The sequence below is a fragment of the Segnochrobactrum spirostomi genome (assembly GCF_009600605.1).
GTDB classification, from domain to species: Bacteria; Pseudomonadota; Alphaproteobacteria; order Rhizobiales; family Segnochrobactraceae; genus Segnochrobactrum; species Segnochrobactrum spirostomi.
The window spans coordinates 2,613,235-2,631,340 of the sequence record NZ_VWNA01000001.1; the positions used below are offsets into that span (position 1 = coordinate 2,613,235).

Here is an 18,106-nt window from a genome sequence, read left to right on the forward strand (position 1 = left end):
TCGCTCATGGGCATGGCATCCAGAGCGCGGACGCCCGCCCGATCCCGTTCCGGGGCGGCGGGCGCCGCACGAAATGTCCGACGCGGGAACGCGGGGCCGACGCGCCCCGCAGGACATCCCGCCCGGCGAGAGCGGCGTCGACGCCGCCGGAGAGGAGCCTTTTCATGTCCGCCGCCCCCCGCACCGGTCCCCTGTCGCCGATCGAGAGCGCCGCCGTTCGCCTCTATGAGCGCGAGGCGAAGGTCTATCTCGACCGACGACCGTCGAGCGCGAAGGCGGTGGCGAGCGATCTGCCCGGCTTCCTCGACGGCATGCCGCTTCATTGGATGCTCGATTGGCCGATGCCGGCGCCGCTCGTCGTCGAGCGCGCCAAGGGCGCCACGCTGACCGACATCGACGGCAACCGCCTCACCGATTTCTGCCTCGGCGACACCGGGGCCATGTTCGGCCACGCGCCCGGGCCGGTCGCCCGCGCGCTCGCCGGCCGCGGCGATCTCGGCCTCACCACCATGCTGCCGTCGACCGACGCCCCCGTCGTCGGCGCGCTCCTCGCCGCCATCTTCGGCCTGCCCCATTGGCAGGTCGCGACGACGGCGAGCGACGCCAACCGCTTCGCCCTGCGCGCCGCCCGCGCCGTCACCGGCCGCCGCAAGATCCTGGTGTTCGACGGCTGCTATCACGGCGCGGTCGACGAGACGCTGGTCGATCTCGTCGAGGGCCGCACCGTGCCGCGGTCGAGCCTGCTCGGCTCTGCCTTCGACGCCGGTCAGACGACGGTCGCCGTGCCCTTCAACGACCTCGCCGCCCTCGAAGCCGCCCTGGCGGGGCGCGACATCGCCTGCGTCATCGCCGAGCCGGTGATGACGAACTGCTCGATGATCCAGCCGCAGCCGGGCTTCCACGCCGCGCTGCGCCGCCTCACCCGCGAGACCGGCACGCTCCTCATCATCGACGAGACCCACACGATCTCGACCGGCTACGGCGGCTATACCCGCGTCCACGGCCTCGAGCCCGACCTCTTCGTCGTCGGCAAGCCGGTCGCCGGCGGCGTGCCGACCTCGGTCTGGGGCATGAGCGACGCCGTCGCCGCCGCCCTCGAAAAGGCCCGCGCGGACCGCCCCGCCGGCCATTCGGGCATGGGCACGACGCTCTCCGGCAGCGCGCTCCAGCTCGCCTGCCTGCGCGCCTGCCTCGGCGAGGTGATGACGCCGGAAGCCTATGTCCGCATGGAGACCCATGCGGCGGCGATCGCCGAGGGGTTCTCCGCGACGATCCACGAGCACCGGCTGCCCTGGCATGTCAGCCGCGTCGGCGCCCGGCTCGAGGTGGTGTTCCGCGCCGAGCCCCTCGTGAACGCCGAGGACGCCCACGCCGCCGCCTCGGCCGAGCTCGAGCGCGCCCTTCATCTCGGCCTGCTCAACCGCGGCTTCCTGGTCACCCCGTTCCACAACATGGTGCTGGTGTGCCCGGCGATCACCGGTGAGAATGCCGCCGGCCTCACCGCGGCCTTCGACGAGGTCGTCTCGCTCCTCGCCGCCGGAGCCGACCTGTGAGCGCCCCCGATTCCATCGCCGTCCGCCCCGCGGCCGCCGCGCCGGTCGAGGAGGCGGAAGCCTTCCTCGCGGCCCATCCCGAGATCGTCGCCTTCGATCTCGTCCTCATCGACGCCAACGGGATCGCGCGCGGCAAGATGCTGCGCCGCCACGAATTGCTGCCGCTGTTCAAGAACGGCCGGCATCTGCCGGGCTCGATCCTCGGCCTCGACGTGAGCGGCGAGGACGTCGAGGAGACCGGGCTGGTCTGGTCGGACGGCGACGCCGACCGCCGCGGCTGGCCGATCGCCGGCTCGCTCAATCGTCTGCCCTGGACCACGCCGCCGCGCGGCGAGGTCCGGGTGATGCTCCACGAGCTCGACGGCCAGCCGATGGCGGCCGATCCCCGCCACGCCCTCGCCCGTCAGGACGCCGCGCTCCGGGCGATGGACCTCGCGCCGGCCGCCGCCTTCGAGCTCGAATTCTACCTGTTCGACCGCGGTGCCACGACCGACGGCCGCCCGCGCCCGGCTTTGCTGCCCCTGAGCGGCGACCGCCCGCATGCGATCCAGGTCTACGGCGTCGACGATCTCGACCGCATGGAGCCGTTCGTCGACGCGGTCTACCGCGCGGCGGAGGCGCAGAAGCTGCCGGTCGAGACGCTGATCTCGGAATATGCGCCGGGCCAGTACGAGCTGACCCTGCACCATCGCCCGGACGTGCTCGCCGCCGCGGACGATCTCGTGATGCTGAAGCGGCTGTTGCGCGCGGTGGCGCTGCGCCACGGCATGATCGCCTCGTTCATGGCGAAGCCGGTCGCGGGCTGCGCCGGCTCCGGCATGCACCTCCATGCGAGCGTTGCCGGTGCCGACGGGCGCAACCGCTTCGCCGACATCGACGGCGATCTGGCACCCCTCCTGAAGCACGCCATCGCCGGCCTGCTCGCGACCGCGGAGGAGGCGGCGCTGGTGTTCGCGCCGCACGCCAATTCCTGGCGGCGCTTCGCGGCGGCGAGCTATGCGCCGACGCAGCCGACCTGGGGCACCAACAACCGCAGCGTCGCGGTGCGCGTGCCGGCCGGTGCCGCGGAGACGCGGCATCTCGAACACCGCTGGGCCGGCGTCGACGCCAATCCCTATCTGGTCGCGACCGCCGTGCTCGCCGGCATGCGCCACGGCATCGAGGCCCGCCTCGATCCCGGCGCCCCTGCGACCGGCAACGGCTACGCCGCCGCCGCGTCCACGGCGCTGCCGCCCGACTGGCGCAGCGCCATCGTCGCCGCGGAGCGCTCGGATTTCCTGAAGCGTGCGCTCGGCGAACGGCTCCACACCGTCTTCCTGGCGCTGAAGCGGGCCGAATATCTCAAGCTCGCCGCCGAGGTGACCCCGGCCGAACGGTCGCAATTGCTCGATTTGATCTGAGCACAGGCACGGCTCGGAGCCGACTATAAGTCGGCAAAGCAACACGTGCCAGCGAGGCCCACCCTCCCTTCTCCCCGCGCGCGGGGAGAAGGTGCCCCGAAGGGGCGGATGAGGGGAATCTTTTGTTTTGAAGGGTTTACGAGGATGAGAGGGTGCGTGAGCCCCCTCATCCGGCGCTGCGCGCCACCTTCTCCCCGGCGGGGAGAAGGAGATTGCGGCGCGCTGCTCGGTTCCTCGCGTAACGATGGGACCCGGCTTGTCGCCCCGCCTCAGGCGGCCGTTTCGGTCGCCGCCCGGGCGCCCTGGCCGAAGCGGCGCTCGATATAATCCTCGACCATCGCCAGGAAGTCGTCGCCGATGGTCGGGCCCTTGAGGGTGGTCGCCTTGGCACCGTCGATGAAGACCGGGGCGGAGGGGACTTCGCCGGTGCCGGGCAGCGAGATGCCGATGTCGGCGTGCTTGGACTCGCCCGGGCCGTTGACGATGCAGCCCATCACCGCGACCTTCAGTGTCTCGACGCCGGGATAGGTCTCGCGCCAGACCGGCATGCGCTCGGAGAGATGCGCTTCGATCGTCTTGGCGAGTTCCTGGAACACCGTGGACGTGGTGCGGCCGCAGCCGGGGCAGGCGGCGACGACCGGCATGAAGGTGCGGAAGCCCATGGTCTGCAGGAGCTCCTGGGCGACCTTCACCTCGAGCGTGCGGTCGCCGCCGGGCTCGGGCGTGAGCGAGATGCGGATGGTGTCGCCGATGCCCTCCTGGAGCAGCACCGAGAGGGCCGCCGACGAGGCGACGATGCCCTTCGAGCCCATGCCGGCCTCGGTGAGGCCGAGATGCAAGGCGTGGTCGCTGCGGCGGGCGAGGTCGCGGTAGACCGCGATCAGGTCCTGCACCTGCGAGACCTTAGCCGACAGAATGATGCGGTTGCGCGGCAGCCCGATCTCCTCGGCACGCTCGGCCGAGAGGAGCGCCGAGCGCACGATCGCCTCGCGCAGGATGGCGGCCGCGGTGAGCGGGGTCGCGCTCTTCGCGTTCTCGTCCATCAGGTGGGTCAGGAGCTCCTGATCGAGCGAGCCCCAATTGACGCCGATGCGCACCGCCTTGCCGAGCTTCGCGGCGAGTTCGACGATCGCCCCGAACTGGCGGTCCTTCTTCTCCTTGAAGCCGACATTGCCCGGATTGATGCGGAACTTCGCCAGCGCCTCGGCGCAGGCCGGATGATCGGCGAGCAGGCGGTGGCCGATATAATGAAAGTCGCCGACGAGGGGGACGGTGACGCCGCGCAGCAGGAGCCGGTCGCGGATGTGCGGCACCGCGGCGGCCGCCTCCGGCCGATCAACCGTGATGCGGACGATCTCGGAGCCGGCGCGGGCGAGCGCCGCGACCTGGGCCACCGTCGCCTCGATGTCGGCGGTGTCGGTGTTCGTCATCGACTGGACGACGATCGGCTGCCCGCCGCCGACGAGAACGCCGCCGACATCGACCGCGACGGTGCGGCGCCGCGGCAGCGGCCCGGCTTCACCGGCGGCGGAGGGCGCGAGATCGGAGGCGGGGGACGTCGAGGCGAGCATGGGATCGCATCCTCTGCGGATCGCGCGTCCGGCGCGGCGGAGGAAGGCCGCGGGCGCGCCCCCGCGTCGTGCCAGAGCGGGCGCGGCGGGTCAACCGCCGCCCGCGATCTTGGGCATAGGGGTCAGGCAGCCGCACCCTCGTCCCGATTCCGGGCGAAAGCGGGGCGCCGCTCGGACGGCGGCGGCCCGGCCGTCGTGTCAGGCGGAGATGCGCTCGATCTCGGCGCCGCAGCGGGTCAGCTTGTCCTCGAGCCGCTCGAAGCCGCGGTCGAGATGATAGACGCGGTGGACCTCGGTCTCGCCTTCGGCGGCGAGGCCGGCGATGACGAGGGAGACGGACGCGCGCAGGTCGGTCGCCATCACCGGCGCGCCCTTCAGGGTCGAGACGCCGTTGATCGTCGCGGTCTGGCCGTCGAGATGGATGTCGGCGCCGAGGCGGGCGAGCTCCTGGACGTGCATGAAGCGGTTCTCGAAGATCGTCTCGGTGATCGTCGAGGTGCCCTTCGCCCGGGTCATCAGCGCCATGAGCTGGGCCTGAAGGTCGGTCGGGAAGCCCGGATAGGGCTCGGTGGTGATCGAGACGGCGTGGATGCCGTGGCCGTTGCGGCGCACGCGGATGCCGTGGTTGAGCACGTCGATCTCGGCGCCGGCCTGGCGCAGCGTCTCGAGCGGGGCTTCGAGCAGGTCTGCCGAGGCGCCCTCGAGCACCACGTCGCCGCCGGCCATGGCGACCGCCATCGCATAGGTGCCGGTCTCGATACGGTCGGGCAGTACACGGTGGCGGGCGCCGCCGAGCCGCGGCACGCCCTCGATGTGGATCGTCGAGGTGCCGGCGCCTTCGATGCGGGCGCCCATGGCGACGAGGCAGCGGGCGACGTCGGCGACTTCCGGCTCGCGGGCGGCGTTCTCGATCACCGTCTCGCCGCGGGCGAGCGCCGCCGCCATCATGATGGTGTGGGTCGCGCCGACCGAGACCTTCGGGAACACGACGCGGTTGCCGATGAGGCCGCCCGCGGGCGCCCGGGCGACGGCATAGCCGCGCTCGATGTCGATCTCGGCGCCGAGCGCCTTGAGGCCCTGGATGAAGAAGTCGACCGGCCGGGTGCCGATGGCGCAGCCGCCCGGCAGCGACACCCGCGCCTCGCCCATGCGGGCGAGCAGCGGCCCGATCACCCAGAAGCTCGCGCGCATCCTGGAGACGAGCTCGTAGGGCGCGGTGGTGTCGACGATGGCGCGGGCGGAGAGATCGACCGTCTGGCCGCTCATCTCGTCCTGGCCGTTGCGCTTGCCTTGAATCGAATGATCGACGCCATGGTTCGACAGGATCTGGAACAGGAGCTGCACGTCGCGCAGGCGCGGCAGGTTCTCGAGCGTCAGCGTCTCGTCGGTGAGGAGGCTCGCAATCATCAGCGGCAACGCCGCGTTCTTGGCGCCGGAGATCGGAATCGATCCCGTAAGCGCCTTGCCGCCGACGACCCTGATTTTGTCCATGAAGCGTCCTCGAAGTCCGATGCAGAGCCCCCGCCAGCCCATCCCGCCCGGTTAAACCAGGGGCGGGGGCGACGCAAGCTGCGCGTTTCAGTTCATCCGGCCATGGTGACCCGAGAATCTTCAGACTTCGCTAACTGCGTTCTCACAACCCCGTGTCGTGTGGATTTCCGGCCGCGCTCCGGAAAACCACGCCGGTGGGCGAGCCTCACCCGATCGACATCAGGCTCGCGTTGCCGCCGGCGGCGGCGGTGTTGGTGGAGATCGAGCGCTCCTCGACGAGGCCTTCGAGCGGGATGTCGGCGACGGTGAGACCGTCGCCGGCGACCGGGCGGACCTCGACCGCATGGATCTGGACGATCGGCCCCGGCCGGGCGGCGAGGCGGCGGTTGAAGGCCGCGAGCGCGTCGCCGTCGCCTTCGTAGAGCACGGCCCGGATGTCGTCGGGCACCATGTCGGGCGCGACCTTGCGGATATGCTCGGCGAGGGGCTTCGGCAGCCGGGCGAGGAGATCGGCGGCCGCGGGCGCGGCGTCGACCGCGACCGGATTGCCCGCGGCGAGCGCCGCCGCGACCGCGGCGACGAGACCGGCCTCGGTCGCGACCTTGGCGAGCACGAGGCCGCGCGGCTCGATCCGGTAGAGATTGCGCTCGCCGACGGGGCCGGGGAGCTCGATCTCGCGGCCGACCAGGGAACGGCCGATCGCCGCCTCGACCTGGGCGGCCTCGGCGGTGCGGCCCTCCTTGGTCAGCCAGTCGCGGAAGGCGCGGGCCGCCGCCTGTTCCCGTGGTTCGCCGGCGGAGGCGAAGGCGGCGAGGAAATGGTCGGCGGGGCGCGCCGCGAGCAGGCGATAGAGATAGAGCGGCCCGCCCGCCTTCGGTCCGGTGCCGGAGAGGCCGCGGCCGCCGAACGGCTGCACACCGACCACGGCGCCGATCAGGTTGCGGTTGACGTAGACGTTGCCCGCCTCGACCTGCTCCGACACCCGGGCGATGGTCTCGTCGATCCGGGTGTGGACGCCGAAGGTGAGCCCGTATCCCGAGGCGTTGATGTCGGCGATCAGGCGGTCGAGATCGTCGCGGGCATAGCGCACGACGTGGAGCACCGGGCCGAACACCTCGCGCTCGACGTCGGCGATGCGCCCGATCTCGATGATGGTCGGGGCGACGAAGGTGCCGTGGCGGGCCTGCTGGCCGAGCGGCAGGGCTTCGACCGCATGCCCCTTCGCCTTCATACCCTCGACGTGGGCGAGGATGCGGTCGCGGGCGTCCGCGGTGATGACCGGGCCGACATCGGTCGCGAGCCGGTCGGGATTGCCGACCGTGAGTTCGGCGAGCGCACCCTTGAGCATGGTCAGCGTGCGCTCGGCCGCCTCCTCCTGAAGGCAGAGAATGCGCAGCGCCGAGCAGCGCTGGCCGGCCGAATCGAAGGCCGAGACGATGACGTCGCCGACGACCTGCTCGGCGAGCGCCGAGCTGTCGACGATGAGGGCGTTCTGGCCGCCGGTCTCGGCGATGAGCGGGATCGGGCGGCCGTCCGGGCTGAGCCGGCCCGCGAGTTCGGCGGCGATCAGCCGGGCGACCTCGGTCGAGCCGGTGAACATCACGCCCCGCGTGCGCGGATCGGCGACGAGCGCCGCGCCGACGTCGCCCGCGCCGGGCACCAGTTCCACCGCGCCCGCCGGCACGCCCGCCTCGTGGAGCAGGCGCACCGCTTCCGCCGCGATCAGCGGCGTCTCCTCGGCGGGCTTGGCGACCACCGCGTTGCCGGCGGCGAGCGCCGCGGCGACCTGCCCGGTGAAGATCGCGAGCGGGAAGTTCCACGGGCTGATGCACACGATCGTGCCGAGCGGCCGGTGGGTGTCGTTGGAGAAGTGGGTGCGGACGAGGCTCGCATAATAACGCAGGAAATCGACCGCCTCGCGCACCTCGCCGATGGCGTTGCCGAGCGACTTGCCGGCTTCGCGCACCACGAGCCCGATGAGGGAGGGCAACTTCGCCTCCATCAGGTCGGCCGCGCGCTCGAGACAGGCGGCGCGCTCTTCGGGCGGGGTCGATTGCCAGATCGGGGCGGCCGCGGCCGATTGGGCGAGGGCCGCCTCGACGATCTCCGGCGTCGCCTCGACGACGACGCCGACGACGTCGCGATGGTCGGCCGGGTTGACGACGGTGCGGGCATCGCCGTCGCGCGGGCCGTCGGCGAGCAGCGGCACGGCGCGGAACGAGGTCTCGGCGCCCGACAGAAGCGCCGCCGACAGCGAGGCGAGGCGCTGTTCGTTGGAGAGGTCGAGGCCCGCGGAATTGAGCCGGGCCGGGGCAAACAGATCGCGCGGCAGGGGGATCCGCGGATGCGGCGCGCCGAGCGGCTCGATCGCCCGGGCGGCGGCGACCGGATCGGCGATGAGCTCGTCGATCGAGACCGCCGGATCGGCGATGCGGTTGACGAACGAGGTGTTGGCGCCGTTCTCGAGGAGGCGGCGCACGAGGTAGGCGAGCAGCGTCTCGTGGGTGCCGACCGGCGCATAGATGCGGCACGGCCGGTTCAGCTTGTCGCGGCCGACCACCTCCTCGTAGAGCGGCTCGCCCATGCCGTGGAGGCACTGGAACTCATATTGCCCGGCATAATAATTCGGCCCCGCGAGCGCGTGGATGGTCGCGAGCGTCAGGGCATTGTGGGTCGCGAACTGCGGATAGACGGCGTCGGGCGCGGCAAGCAGCTTCTTGGCGCAGGCGAGGTAGGAGACGTCCGTGTAGATCTTGCGGGTGAAGACGGGGAAGCCTTCGAGGCCGTCGACCTGGGCGCGCTTGATCTCGCTGTCCCAATAGGCGCCCTTGACGAGGCGGACCATGATGCGCCGGCGCGAGCGGCGGGCGAGATCGATCAGCCAATCGATCACGAACGGGCAACGCTTCTGGTAGGCCTGCACGACGAAGCCGATGCCGTTCCAGCCGGCAAGGTCGGGATCGAAGGCGAGCGCTTCCAGGAGATCGAGCGAGATTTCGAGACGGTCGGCCTCCTCGGCATCGATGTTGAGGCCGATATCGTAGCGGCGGGCGAGCGCGGCGAGCGCCTTCACCTTCGGGAGCAGTTCGCCGATCACCCGCTCCTGCTTGGCGCGGGCATAGCGCGGATGGAGCGCCGAGAGCTTGATCGAGATGCCCGGCCCTTCATAGATGCCGCGGCCGCCGGAGGCCTTGCCGATGGCGTGGATCGCCTGCTCGTAATCGGCGTAGTAGCGCTCGGCGTCGTGGGCGGTGGTCGCCGCCTCACCCAGCATGTCGTAGGAATAGCGGAAGCCCTTCGCCTCGTGGCGGCGGCTGTTGGCGAGCGCCTCGGAGATCGTCTGCCCCGTCACGAACTGCTCGCCCATCATCCGCATGGCGATGTCGACGCCCTTGCGGATCAGGGGCTCGCCGCCCTTGCCGATCAGCCGCGTCAGCGCCGAGGACAGGCTCTTCTCGCTCGACGTGGTGGTGAGCCGCCCGGTGACGAGGAGGCCCCAGGTCGCCGCGTTGACGAACGGCGAGGGGCTGCGGCCAATATGGCTCTCCCAGTCGCCGAGGCCGATCTTGTCGCGGATGAGGGCGTCGCGGGTCGCCCGGTCGGGAATGCGCAACAGCGCCTCGGCGAGGCACATCAGCGCCACGCCCTCCTGGCTCGACAGCGCATATTCGTGGATCAGGCCCTCGACACCGCCGGCGCGCTTCTTCGAGCGCAGCGCGGTGACGAGACGGCGGGCGAGGTCGCGGGCGGGCTCCGTCACGGCGCCCGAGAAGCTCGCCTCGGAGACGAGGAGGGGAAGGCATTCCGGCTCCGGCCGGCGATAGGCCGCGGTGATCTTGGCCCTGAGCACGCTCTGCGGCTGTACCGACTGGGCGAATTCGAGGAACGGCGTCGGGTGCGGGGAGGCCTCCTCCGGGGCGGTCTCCGGCGTCGCGTCGGAGACCTGATCGCCGATCAGGCCGGAGACGTCCTCGCCGCGCTCGATCCGCTCGATCAGCGCCATCATCGATTGCTTGACGAGCCAGTGCGGCGAGCGGCCGATCCGATCGGCCGCGCCCTTGAGCCGGGCGCGCAGGGTGTCGTCGATCTTCACGCCGATGGTGGTCGCCATGGGAAACTCCGCGGATCGCCAGAGGTGCGATCGGACGGAGGATCGTCCGGGTTGCACCTTCTGTCAAGAAGAGGTGCAACCACGATGCGCCGGCGTCAGGCGGCGGCCTCGTCGCGCCATGTGCCGTCCCGCCACATCGTCTCGAGGGCCTCGCGATAGGTCGGGTAGAGCATCGCGTAGCCGAGCGCGGTGCGCAGCTTGGCGTTCGAGACCTGGCGGCTCTCGCTGTAGAACGAGCGCGCCATGGGGCTCAGCTCCGCATTTTCGAACGGCACCTCCGGCGGCGGCGCGATGCCCATCAGCGTCGCGGCGTAGGCGACGACGTCCTGGGGCGGGGCCGGCTCGTCGTCGCAGATGTTGAACAGGCCGGAGGCGAGCGCGGCCGCGGCGGCGATGGTCGCCCCGGCGATGTCGCCGACATGGATGCGGCTGAACTTCTGGCCCACCTTCACCACCCGTTTCGCGCTGCCGTCGGCGAGATTGACGAAGGCGTTGCGGCCAGGACCGTAGATGCCGGCGAGGCGCATGACCGCGACGGGGACGCCGTCGCCTTCCGCGAGGTCGAGCCAGGCGCTCTCCGCCTCGATGCGCCGCACGCCGCGCTCGGCCGTCGGCCGGCATTCGCTGGTCTCGTCGACCCAGGCGCCGCCATGGTCGCCGTAGACCCCGACGGTCGAATAATAGCCCATCCACACGAGCGACGGCGCGGCGACGAGATCGGCCCGGTGATGGCGCAACAGCGGATCCCCGTCGGCGTCCGGCGGCGCCGAGGCGACGACGTGGCTCGCCTCGGCGAGCGCCGCCGCGAGGTCGGCGGACGGGCCGGCGCCGTCATAGGCGATCGGCGTGGCGCCGAGGGCGGCGAGCTCCGGGAAGCGCCGCGGGCTGCGGCTCGTCGCGACGACCGAGGTCGCGCGGCCGGCGATGCGCCGCAGGAAGGCCGATCCCGAATAGCCGCAGCCGACCACCACGACCCGGGCGCCGTCGAACGCCGCGAGCGGATCGCCGTCGGCCGCGGACGCGGGAGACGCGGGAGACGCGGCGAGGGGGAGGCGGGTCTCGTCACTCATCGGCAGGCGATCTCCAAGACACCAAACGGGGCACTAGGCCGGACGCACGGCGAGGCCGAGCTTTTCAAAGCGGTAACGCCACGGCGAGACTCATACGACAAGCGGGCGGCATCGGCTCAGATGTCATCGGCGCCGAGCCTCCATTCGTCCCGCACGTTCGCATCGTTCTCGGCGGCAAGGTGGCGGGCGCGGGCCGCGTCGAACGCGTCCGGCGTTGCGAGGCGCGCCAGCGCCCACACCGCCGCCCCGCGCACCAGCGCCGAGCCGTCGCCGAGACGGCGGGCGAGGATCGGCAGAAATCCCGCGTCGCCGGAATTGCCGATCGCGATCAGGACGTTGCGCACGAAGCGGTCGCGTCCGATGCGCTTGATCGGGGAGCCGGAGAAGCGCGCGCGGAAGGCCGCGTCGTCGAGCTCGGCGAGATCGGCCAAGGCGGGCGCGGCGAGATCGTCCCGCGCGGCGAGCTTCGTCTCCCGCCCGGCCTCGGCGAACTTGTTCCACGGGCAGGCGGCGAGACAATCGTCGCAGCCATAGATGCGGTTGCCGATGCCGCGGCGCAGGGCGCGGTCGATCGGACCCTTGTGCTCGATCGTCAGATAGGAGACGCAGCGTCGCGGATCGATCTGATACGGCGCCGGGAAGGCGTCGGTCGGGCAGGCGTCGAGGCAGGCCCGGCAGCGGCCGCAATGATCGCTCTCCGGCGCATCCGGCGGCAATTCGAGCGTGGTGAACAGCGCACCGAGAAAGAGCCAGGAGCCGAAGTCGCGGGAAACGAGGTTGGTGTGCTTGCCCTGCCAGCCGAGCCCGGCGCGGGCGGCGAGCGGCTTTTCCATCACCGGTGCGGTGTCGACGAACACCTTGAAGCTGCCGCCGGCCCGGGCCGCGAGGCTCTGGCCGAGCATCTTGAGGCGGCCCTTGATGACGTCGTGATAATCGCGGTTGCGGGCATAGACGGAGACGACCCCGCATTCGGGCCGTGCGAGCGCCGCCCAGGCGTCGGCTGCGGGGCCGTAATTCACCCCGAGCATCACGACGGCGCGGACCTCGGGCCACAGAGCGCGGGGGTCGGCGCGTCGCTCCGGCTCTTCGGCGAGCCAGTCCATCGTGCCGTGGCGGCCGGCGGCGAGGAAGGTTGCGAGGCGCTCGGCCTGTTCAGGGGACGATTGGGGGGCGGCGATCCGGCAGGAATCGAAGCCGAGCTCGGCGGCGCGGCGGCGCAGGTGCGCCGCGGCCGCGGCGGGCTTCAGAAGTCCAGATCCTGGTAGCTCGGCACCGGCGGCATGCCGCGCACCGTCTCGCCGAGCAGCGGACGGAACGAGGGGCGGGACTTCACCCGCGCATACCAGGTCTTGGCGTGGTCGTTCTCGGCCCACGGCACCTCGCCCAGATAATCGGCACACGACAGCTCCGCCGCGGCCGCGAGGTCGGCGAAGGTGATGTGGTCGCCGGCGAGCCAGTTCCGGGTGCCGGTCAGATATTCGATATAGCGCATATGGTGGCGCATGTTGGCCCGCGCGACGCGCAGCACCGCCGATTCGGGCGCACCGCCGCCGAGCGCGGTCGGCATGTCGAGCTTGTAGATGCGCTCGTGGACGAGATGGCCGATCACCTCGTCTTCGAATTTCTGCAGGAACCATTCGACGAGCCGGCGCGTCTCGGCGCGGCGGTCGGGATGGTCCGGCATCAGCCGCTTCTCGCCCTGGGCATAGCCGCGCGTCTCGTCGAGATATTCGAGAATGGGGCCGGCGCCGACGATCGGCGGGCCGTCATTTTCCACCGCCACGGGAAGAAAGCCGCCCGGATTCATCGCCAGAAGCTGCTTGCGCCGCTCCCAGTGACGTTCGAGCACCAGTTCGTGCCGAACCCCGTACTCGGCGAGGATCAGGCGGACAAAACGGCAAGCGGGCGAAAAAGGATAATGATAGAGGGTGAGCATCGATCGCGTGGGGAGGTGAGTCGCGTCGTCCCGACGGGAACATCCCGCCCGACGTGATGCGGCGCGTTGCCGGTCGTCTATAGTGCCACCGACCGTCGCGGACAACCACGCACAAGGTCAACCCGGCTTGCGAAATTAGCCAGTCACGAAAATAAGTTCGCCGTCGCGCTCGTGGCCATACGCTCGCCATCTCGAGCGGCGACGAGGGCCGGTCTCATGAGGATGTGATCGCGATGGACGTGAAGACGCTGGTCGACGCGGTGGTGCTCGGTCTGGTCGAGGGGCTGACCGAGTTCATTCCGGTCTCGTCCACGGGCCACCTGCTGCTCGTCGGCCATTTCCTCGGTTTCAAGAGCACAGGGCGCGCCTTCGAGGTGCTGATCCAGCTCGGTGCCATCCTGGCGCTGCTCGTCGTCTATTTCGGCCGCCTGCGCTCCGTCGCGCTGGCGCTGCCGGTGAGCCGCCGCGCCCGGCGCTTCACGCTCGGCGTGTTCGTCGCCTTCCTGCCGGCGGCGATCATCGGTGTGCTCGCCCACGATTTCATCAAGCGGGTGCTGTTCGAATCGCCCGGGCTGATCTGCACGACGCTGCTCCTCGGCGGCATCGTGCTGCTCGTCATCGACCGGCTGCCGCTGCGTCCGCGCTATGGCAGCGCCTACGATTATCCGCTCTGGCTCGCCTTGGTGATCGGCTGCTTCCAGGTGCTGGCGCTGGTGCCGGGCATGTCGCGGTCGGGCTCGACGATCGTCGGCGCGCTGCTCTTCAAGGCCGACAAGCGCTCGGCGGCGGAGTTCTCGTTCTTCCTCGCCATGCCGACGATGGCGGGCGCCTTCGCCTACGATCTCTACAAGAACCGCGACGCGCTCTCGTGGAACGACGCGCTGATCGTGGCGATCGGCTTCGTCGCGGCCTTCCTCGCCGCCCTCGTGGTGGTGCGCCGGCTCCTCGATTTCGTCTCCCGCCACGGCTTCGCGCCGTTCGCCTATTGGCGGATCGTGATCGGCGTCCTCGGCCTGCTCGCCTTGTGGGCGACGGGCGATTTCGCCCGCAGCGGCTTCTTGGGCGGCACCGGCGGCGAGGCCTCCTCGCCCGATGCCCCGCGCACGGTCGTGACCAAGACGATCCGGGTCGCTGCGCCGAATTCCGATTTCCCGCTGAAGCCCGATTCGTCCGGCGCGGCCGATGCCCCCGTCGCGACCGTCCCCGTCGCTCCGGCGACCCCGGCCGAGACCCCGCCGCCCGCCGCCGCACCGGCGACTCAGGCGCCGACGAACAACGCGCTGCCGCCCGCGAGCGGCAACGGCGCTCAGAACGGCTCGATGTTCGACCAGAGCTTCTCGATCTTCAATCAGAAGAAGAAGTGAGGGGCGCGTGTGTGAGCGGGGCCTGAGCGCCTCGCTTGCGGTTTGATGGGGCGTCTCGCCCGCGGCGTAACCCCACCCCGGCGCTTCGCGCCGACCCTCCCCCTGGCAGGGGAGGGTGAAGCCGTGTGCTTTGGGCCGCTGCAAGGGCCCCACCGACCGCTTCAAATAATGACGGCCCGCCTCAAATCATCACGGCGCCCCACCCTCCCCTGTCAGGGGGAGGGTCGCCGGCGCAGCCGGCGGGGTGGGGTGCGCGCCGCGCACGAGACCTCAACAGCTCCCGCACGAGACCCCGACATCGTCAGACGAGAGCCCCGAACGACGGCGCAATCCGCCGCCCGCCTCCTTAAGCCGTCAGGCGGGTGTCGTACTGGCCGTGCGGGCGGTACTGGGTGAGGTAGGTCGGCAGGATCGCGGCGAGCGAGGTCGGGGCGATGCCGAGGCCTTCGAGGGTGCGGCCCTCGGCGGCGGCCGCCGCCGACACGACGTTGTCGTGCTGGAGCAGCTTCACCTGATCGACGGTGAGCATCGGGTTCGGCAGGAGCTGGAGCACCGAGGCCTGGAGCTTGGCGAGGCCGGCCGGGATGCCGATCAGCGGGCGCTTGCGGCCGGTCTGCTCGTTCACGAGGGCAATCAACTCGTGGAAGGTCTTCACTTCCGGACCGCCGAGCTCGTAGGTCGTGCCGGCCTTCACCGGCGACGGGTCGGAGAAATGGGCGGTGCGGCGGATGCCGGCTTCGACCGCGTCGGCGATGGCCGTGGCGACGTCGCCGACGAACACCGGCTGCGCCTTGGTGTCGCCGCCGATCACCGGCAGGAAGGGCAGGCTGCGGGCGAGCGAGCCGAACAGGTTGAAGAAGCCGTCCTCCGGCCCGAACACCAGCGAGGGCCGCATGATGACGGCCTCCGGCACGACCTCGCGCACGGCCGCCTCGCCCTTCGCCTTGGTGCGGGCATAGGACGACGGGGAGTTCGCGTCGGCGCCGATCGCCGAGACGTGGACGAAGGTGCCGATGCCGGCGCCGCGGGTCGCCTCGGCGACGGCACGGGCCCCGAACGCCTGGACCGCCTCGAAGCTCTGACGCCCGCCTTCGGCGAGGATGCCGACCAGGTTCACGACCGCCGAGGCGCCTTCCACCGCGCGGTCGACCGACCAGCGATAGCGAAGGTTGGCCTGGACCGGGAGAACCTGACCGGCCATGCCGAGGGTCTGGAGGTAGCCGGCGAGGTCGGGCCGGCGCACGGCCGGGCGCACGCGGTAGCCGCGGTGCGCCAGCGCGCGGACCACATGGCGCCCGATGAAGCCGGAACCGCCGAATATGGTGACGACCTGTTCCTTCAACGCTTCAGCCATCGCGTACCTCTTCGAGCCCGGACGGCCGCTTTGGGGGAAGAAACGGCCGGCACTGCATCTTTCGGAATGTCTCTAACCCGAGCGCCGCCTCGCTGTACAGCGCACGCGTGAGCGCCACCCCCTGCTTTGTGGTGCAGGGCCGATTGACAAGCGCGCGGGGCGGCCCTAGACAACCCGCCGTCGCCCAGGTGGCGGAATTGGTAGACGCGCAGGTTTCAGGTACCTGTGCCGCGAGGCGTGGAGGTTCGAGTCCTCTCCTGGGCACCAATCCGCATGTGAAGACGGCTTCGCGCCGTCCGCTGCGGTCTCCCCCCCGAGACCATGAGATCGTCCGAACGACCGGTGGCCGCATCTGGCGCGGCGGTCGTGCCGTGTCTTATTGTGCGCCCGTGTTTGCCGCCGGCGCTTTCCCCATCCTTTCGCGACGTCTGTGAGGGGACCCGCGATGCCGCGGGACGGCCTCATTGCGCCTCGAGATAGGGGCTGATCACCTCGACCGCCCAATCGATGAACACGCGAACCCGCGGCGAAAGCTGGCGGCTGCTCGGATAAACGATTGAGAGTGGCGTCGGGGCCGGCGCATAATCGGCGAGCACTTCGATCAGGGCGCCCGAGGCGAGGTCCTCGGCGAAGCGATGGCGTGGCGCCTGCATCAGGCCGAGGCCGGCGCGCACGGCCGCCGCGTTGACGTCGGCGCTCATCACCATGACTCGGGCCGGCAGCACCACCTCGACGACGCGGCCGTCGCGGTGGAACTCGAGCGGCAGCGGTTGCTGGGTGCGCGATGAAACGAAGGCGATCATCTCGTGGCCGTCGAGATCGTCCGGCGTCGCCGGAATCCCGTGCCGCGCGAGATAAGCCGGGGCCGCGCACGTGATTTCTCGGAAAAAGCCGAGCCGCCGGAAGACCATCCCGTTCTCGGCGAGATCCCCGGCCCGCACCACGCAGTCGAAGCCCTCGCGGACGAGATCGACGAATCGCTCGCCTTCGCCGACCTGGATGGCGAGGCCCGGATGACGGGCCAGAAAGTCCGGTAGGCGCGGTACCAGAATCTCGCGCGCCAAGGTGCCCGGCACATCGATCTTCAACAGCCCGCGCACCACCCCGCCGACACCCTGATCTGCATCCTCGATGTCGTTCAGGATGCGCACGCAGCGCTCATAATAGGTGGCGCCCTCCGGGGTCGGGGCGACGTGGCGGGTCGAGCGCTGGAGCAGGCGCACGCCGAGTCGGGTTTCGAGCGCCTTAATCGTCGTCGTGGCCACCGGGCGGGAGAGCCCCATCTCCGCCGCCGCGGCACTGAAGCTGCGGCGCTCGACGATCCGCTTGAACAATTCCATCGAGGTGAGTCGATCCATGAGATTGTTTTGTACGCCAGAATAATGATGTCGAACAACGCGGCCTAATCGCGCCGGGCGATCGGCTCTAAGTCAGGGACGCGCAACTTAGGAGGCCGTCATGACAGACAGGACACGGATCGCCATCATCACCGGCGGCAGTCGCGGGCTCGGCCGCGCGGTCGTCCTCGCCCTCGCGGAACGGGGCGTCCGCTCCATCTTCACCTACAACGCCAACCGCGCGGCGGCCGACGACGTGCTCACGGAGACCGCGCAGCTCGGCGCCCCGGCCGCGGCGCTGCAACTCGACACCGGCAAGGTCGCGGGCTTCGACGCATTCGTCGGCGCGGTCCGCGGCGTGCTCGCGGACTGGGGGGCCGAGCGCTTCGACATCCTCGTCAACAATGCCGGCACGTCCCACGGCAAGACGATCGCGGAGACGACGGAAGAGGAGCTCGACGCCCTCTATGAAGTGCACTTCAAGGGCGTCTTCTTCCTGACCCAGAAGCTGTTGCCGCTGCTCGCCGACGGCGGACGCATCGTGAACGTCTCGTCGGGCCTGACCCGCATCGTGATGAACGGGCGCGCGCCCTATGGCGCGATGAAGGGGGCCGTCGAAGTGCTGACCCGGTACATGGCGAAGGAGTTCGGCCCGCGCGGCATCGCCGTCAACGTCGTCGCCCCAGGCGCCATCGCGACCGATTTCAGCGGCGGAATCGTGCGCGACAATCCGGAGGTCAACCGCCACGTCGCCGAGGCGACCGCGCTCGGCCGCGCCGGCGTGCCGGAGGATATCGGCCCGATGATCGCGGCGCTCGTCTCGGACGACAATCGCTGGGTCAATGCCCAGCGGATCGAGGTCTCGGGCGGCATGATGATCTGACCGGCTGCGTGCGAACCGCAGGGACGGGGCTCCGCG

11 protein-coding genes, 1 tRNA gene and 1 pseudogene are annotated in these 18,106 nt (G+C 70.6%); 5 read left to right on the plus strand and 8 right to left on the minus strand.

Annotated elements, in window-relative coordinates; all coding sequences use genetic code 11:
• Positions 1 to 164: 164 nt before the first annotated feature.
• Entirely contained in the window at positions 165 to 1,553 is a 1,389-nt protein-coding gene (locus F0357_RS11765) for a transaminase (RefSeq protein WP_153481577.1), read from the plus strand.
• Positions 1,550 to 2,953 (plus strand): glutamine synthetase family protein, encoded by a 1,404-nt coding sequence (locus F0357_RS11770; protein WP_312861554.1) that lies wholly within the window; start codon positions 1,550 to 1,552, stop codon positions 2,951 to 2,953. The genes F0357_RS11765 and F0357_RS11770 overlap by 4 nt, the downstream gene beginning before the upstream one ends.
• A gap of 269 nt (positions 2,954 to 3,222) precedes the next feature.
• On the opposite strand, the gene ispG is transcribed toward F0357_RS11770, so the two are convergent.
• The 6 genes from ispG to F0357_RS24525 form a co-directional block, all read right to left on the minus strand.
• Complete coding sequence (gene ispG / locus F0357_RS11775) at positions 3,223 to 4,524, minus strand: flavodoxin-dependent (E)-4-hydroxy-3-methylbut-2-enyl-diphosphate synthase (RefSeq protein WP_153481585.1); 1,302 nt, start codon at positions 4,522 to 4,524, stop codon at positions 3,223 to 3,225.
• Between the two features lie 198 nt (positions 4,525 to 4,722).
• Positions 4,723 to 6,015 carry a UDP-N-acetylglucosamine 1-carboxyvinyltransferase gene (gene murA, locus F0357_RS11780; protein WP_153481588.1) on the minus strand — a complete coding sequence of 431 codons (1,293 nt, stop codon included), beginning with the start codon at positions 6,013 to 6,015 and terminating at the stop codon, positions 4,723 to 4,725.
• A gap of 205 nt (positions 6,016 to 6,220) precedes the next feature.
• Positions 6,221 to 10,126 carry a trifunctional transcriptional regulator/proline dehydrogenase/L-glutamate gamma-semialdehyde dehydrogenase gene (gene putA, locus F0357_RS11785; RefSeq protein ID WP_153481597.1) on the minus strand — a complete coding sequence of 1,302 codons (3,906 nt, stop codon included), beginning with the start codon at positions 10,124 to 10,126 and terminating at the stop codon, positions 6,221 to 6,223.
• Positions 10,127 to 10,221: 95 nt separating this feature from the next.
• Positions 10,222 to 11,196 (minus strand): SDR family oxidoreductase, encoded by a 975-nt coding sequence (locus F0357_RS11790; protein ID WP_246161440.1) that lies wholly within the window; start codon positions 11,194 to 11,196, stop codon positions 10,222 to 10,224.
• Positions 11,197 to 11,312: 116 nt separating this feature from the next.
• Entirely contained in the window at positions 11,313 to 12,443 is a 1,131-nt protein-coding gene (gene queG, locus F0357_RS11795; RefSeq protein WP_246161654.1) for a tRNA epoxyqueuosine(34) reductase QueG, read from the minus strand.
• Positions 12,440 to 13,132 carry a glutathione S-transferase family protein gene (locus tag F0357_RS24525; RefSeq protein WP_153481606.1) on the minus strand — a complete coding sequence of 231 codons (693 nt, stop codon included), beginning with the start codon at positions 13,130 to 13,132 and terminating at the stop codon, positions 12,440 to 12,442. The genes queG and F0357_RS24525 overlap by 4 nt, the downstream gene beginning before the upstream one ends.
• A gap of 233 nt (positions 13,133 to 13,365) precedes the next feature.
• Here F0357_RS24525 and F0357_RS11805 point away from each other — a divergent pair.
• Positions 13,366 to 14,169, plus strand: a pseudogene (locus F0357_RS11805) (undecaprenyl-diphosphate phosphatase); the annotation flags it as partial.
• A gap of 673 nt (positions 14,170 to 14,842) precedes the next feature.
• Here F0357_RS11805 and F0357_RS11810 read toward each other — a convergent pair.
• Positions 14,843 to 15,850, minus strand: a complete 1,008-nt coding sequence (locus F0357_RS11810) for a complex I NDUFA9 subunit family protein (protein WP_153481609.1) — start codon at positions 15,848 to 15,850, stop codon at positions 14,843 to 14,845.
• A 182-nt stretch (positions 15,851 to 16,032) separates the two neighbouring features.
• Here F0357_RS11810 and F0357_RS11815 point away from each other — a divergent pair.
• Positions 16,033 to 16,117: transfer RNA gene (locus F0357_RS11815), tRNA-Leu, on the plus strand.
• A 194-nt stretch (positions 16,118 to 16,311) separates the two neighbouring features.
• On the opposite strand, the gene F0357_RS11820 is transcribed toward F0357_RS11815, so the two are convergent.
• Complete coding sequence (locus F0357_RS11820; RefSeq protein ID WP_153481611.1) at positions 16,312 to 17,208, minus strand: LysR family transcriptional regulator; 897 nt, start codon at positions 17,206 to 17,208, stop codon at positions 16,312 to 16,314.
• 100 nt (positions 17,209 to 17,308) lie between these two features.
• On the opposite strand from F0357_RS11820, the gene F0357_RS11825 reads away from it, so the two are divergent.
• Entirely contained in the window at positions 17,309 to 18,070 is a 762-nt protein-coding gene (locus F0357_RS11825; RefSeq protein ID WP_153481614.1) for an SDR family NAD(P)-dependent oxidoreductase, read from the plus strand.
• Positions 18,071 to 18,106: the final 36 nt, after the last annotated feature.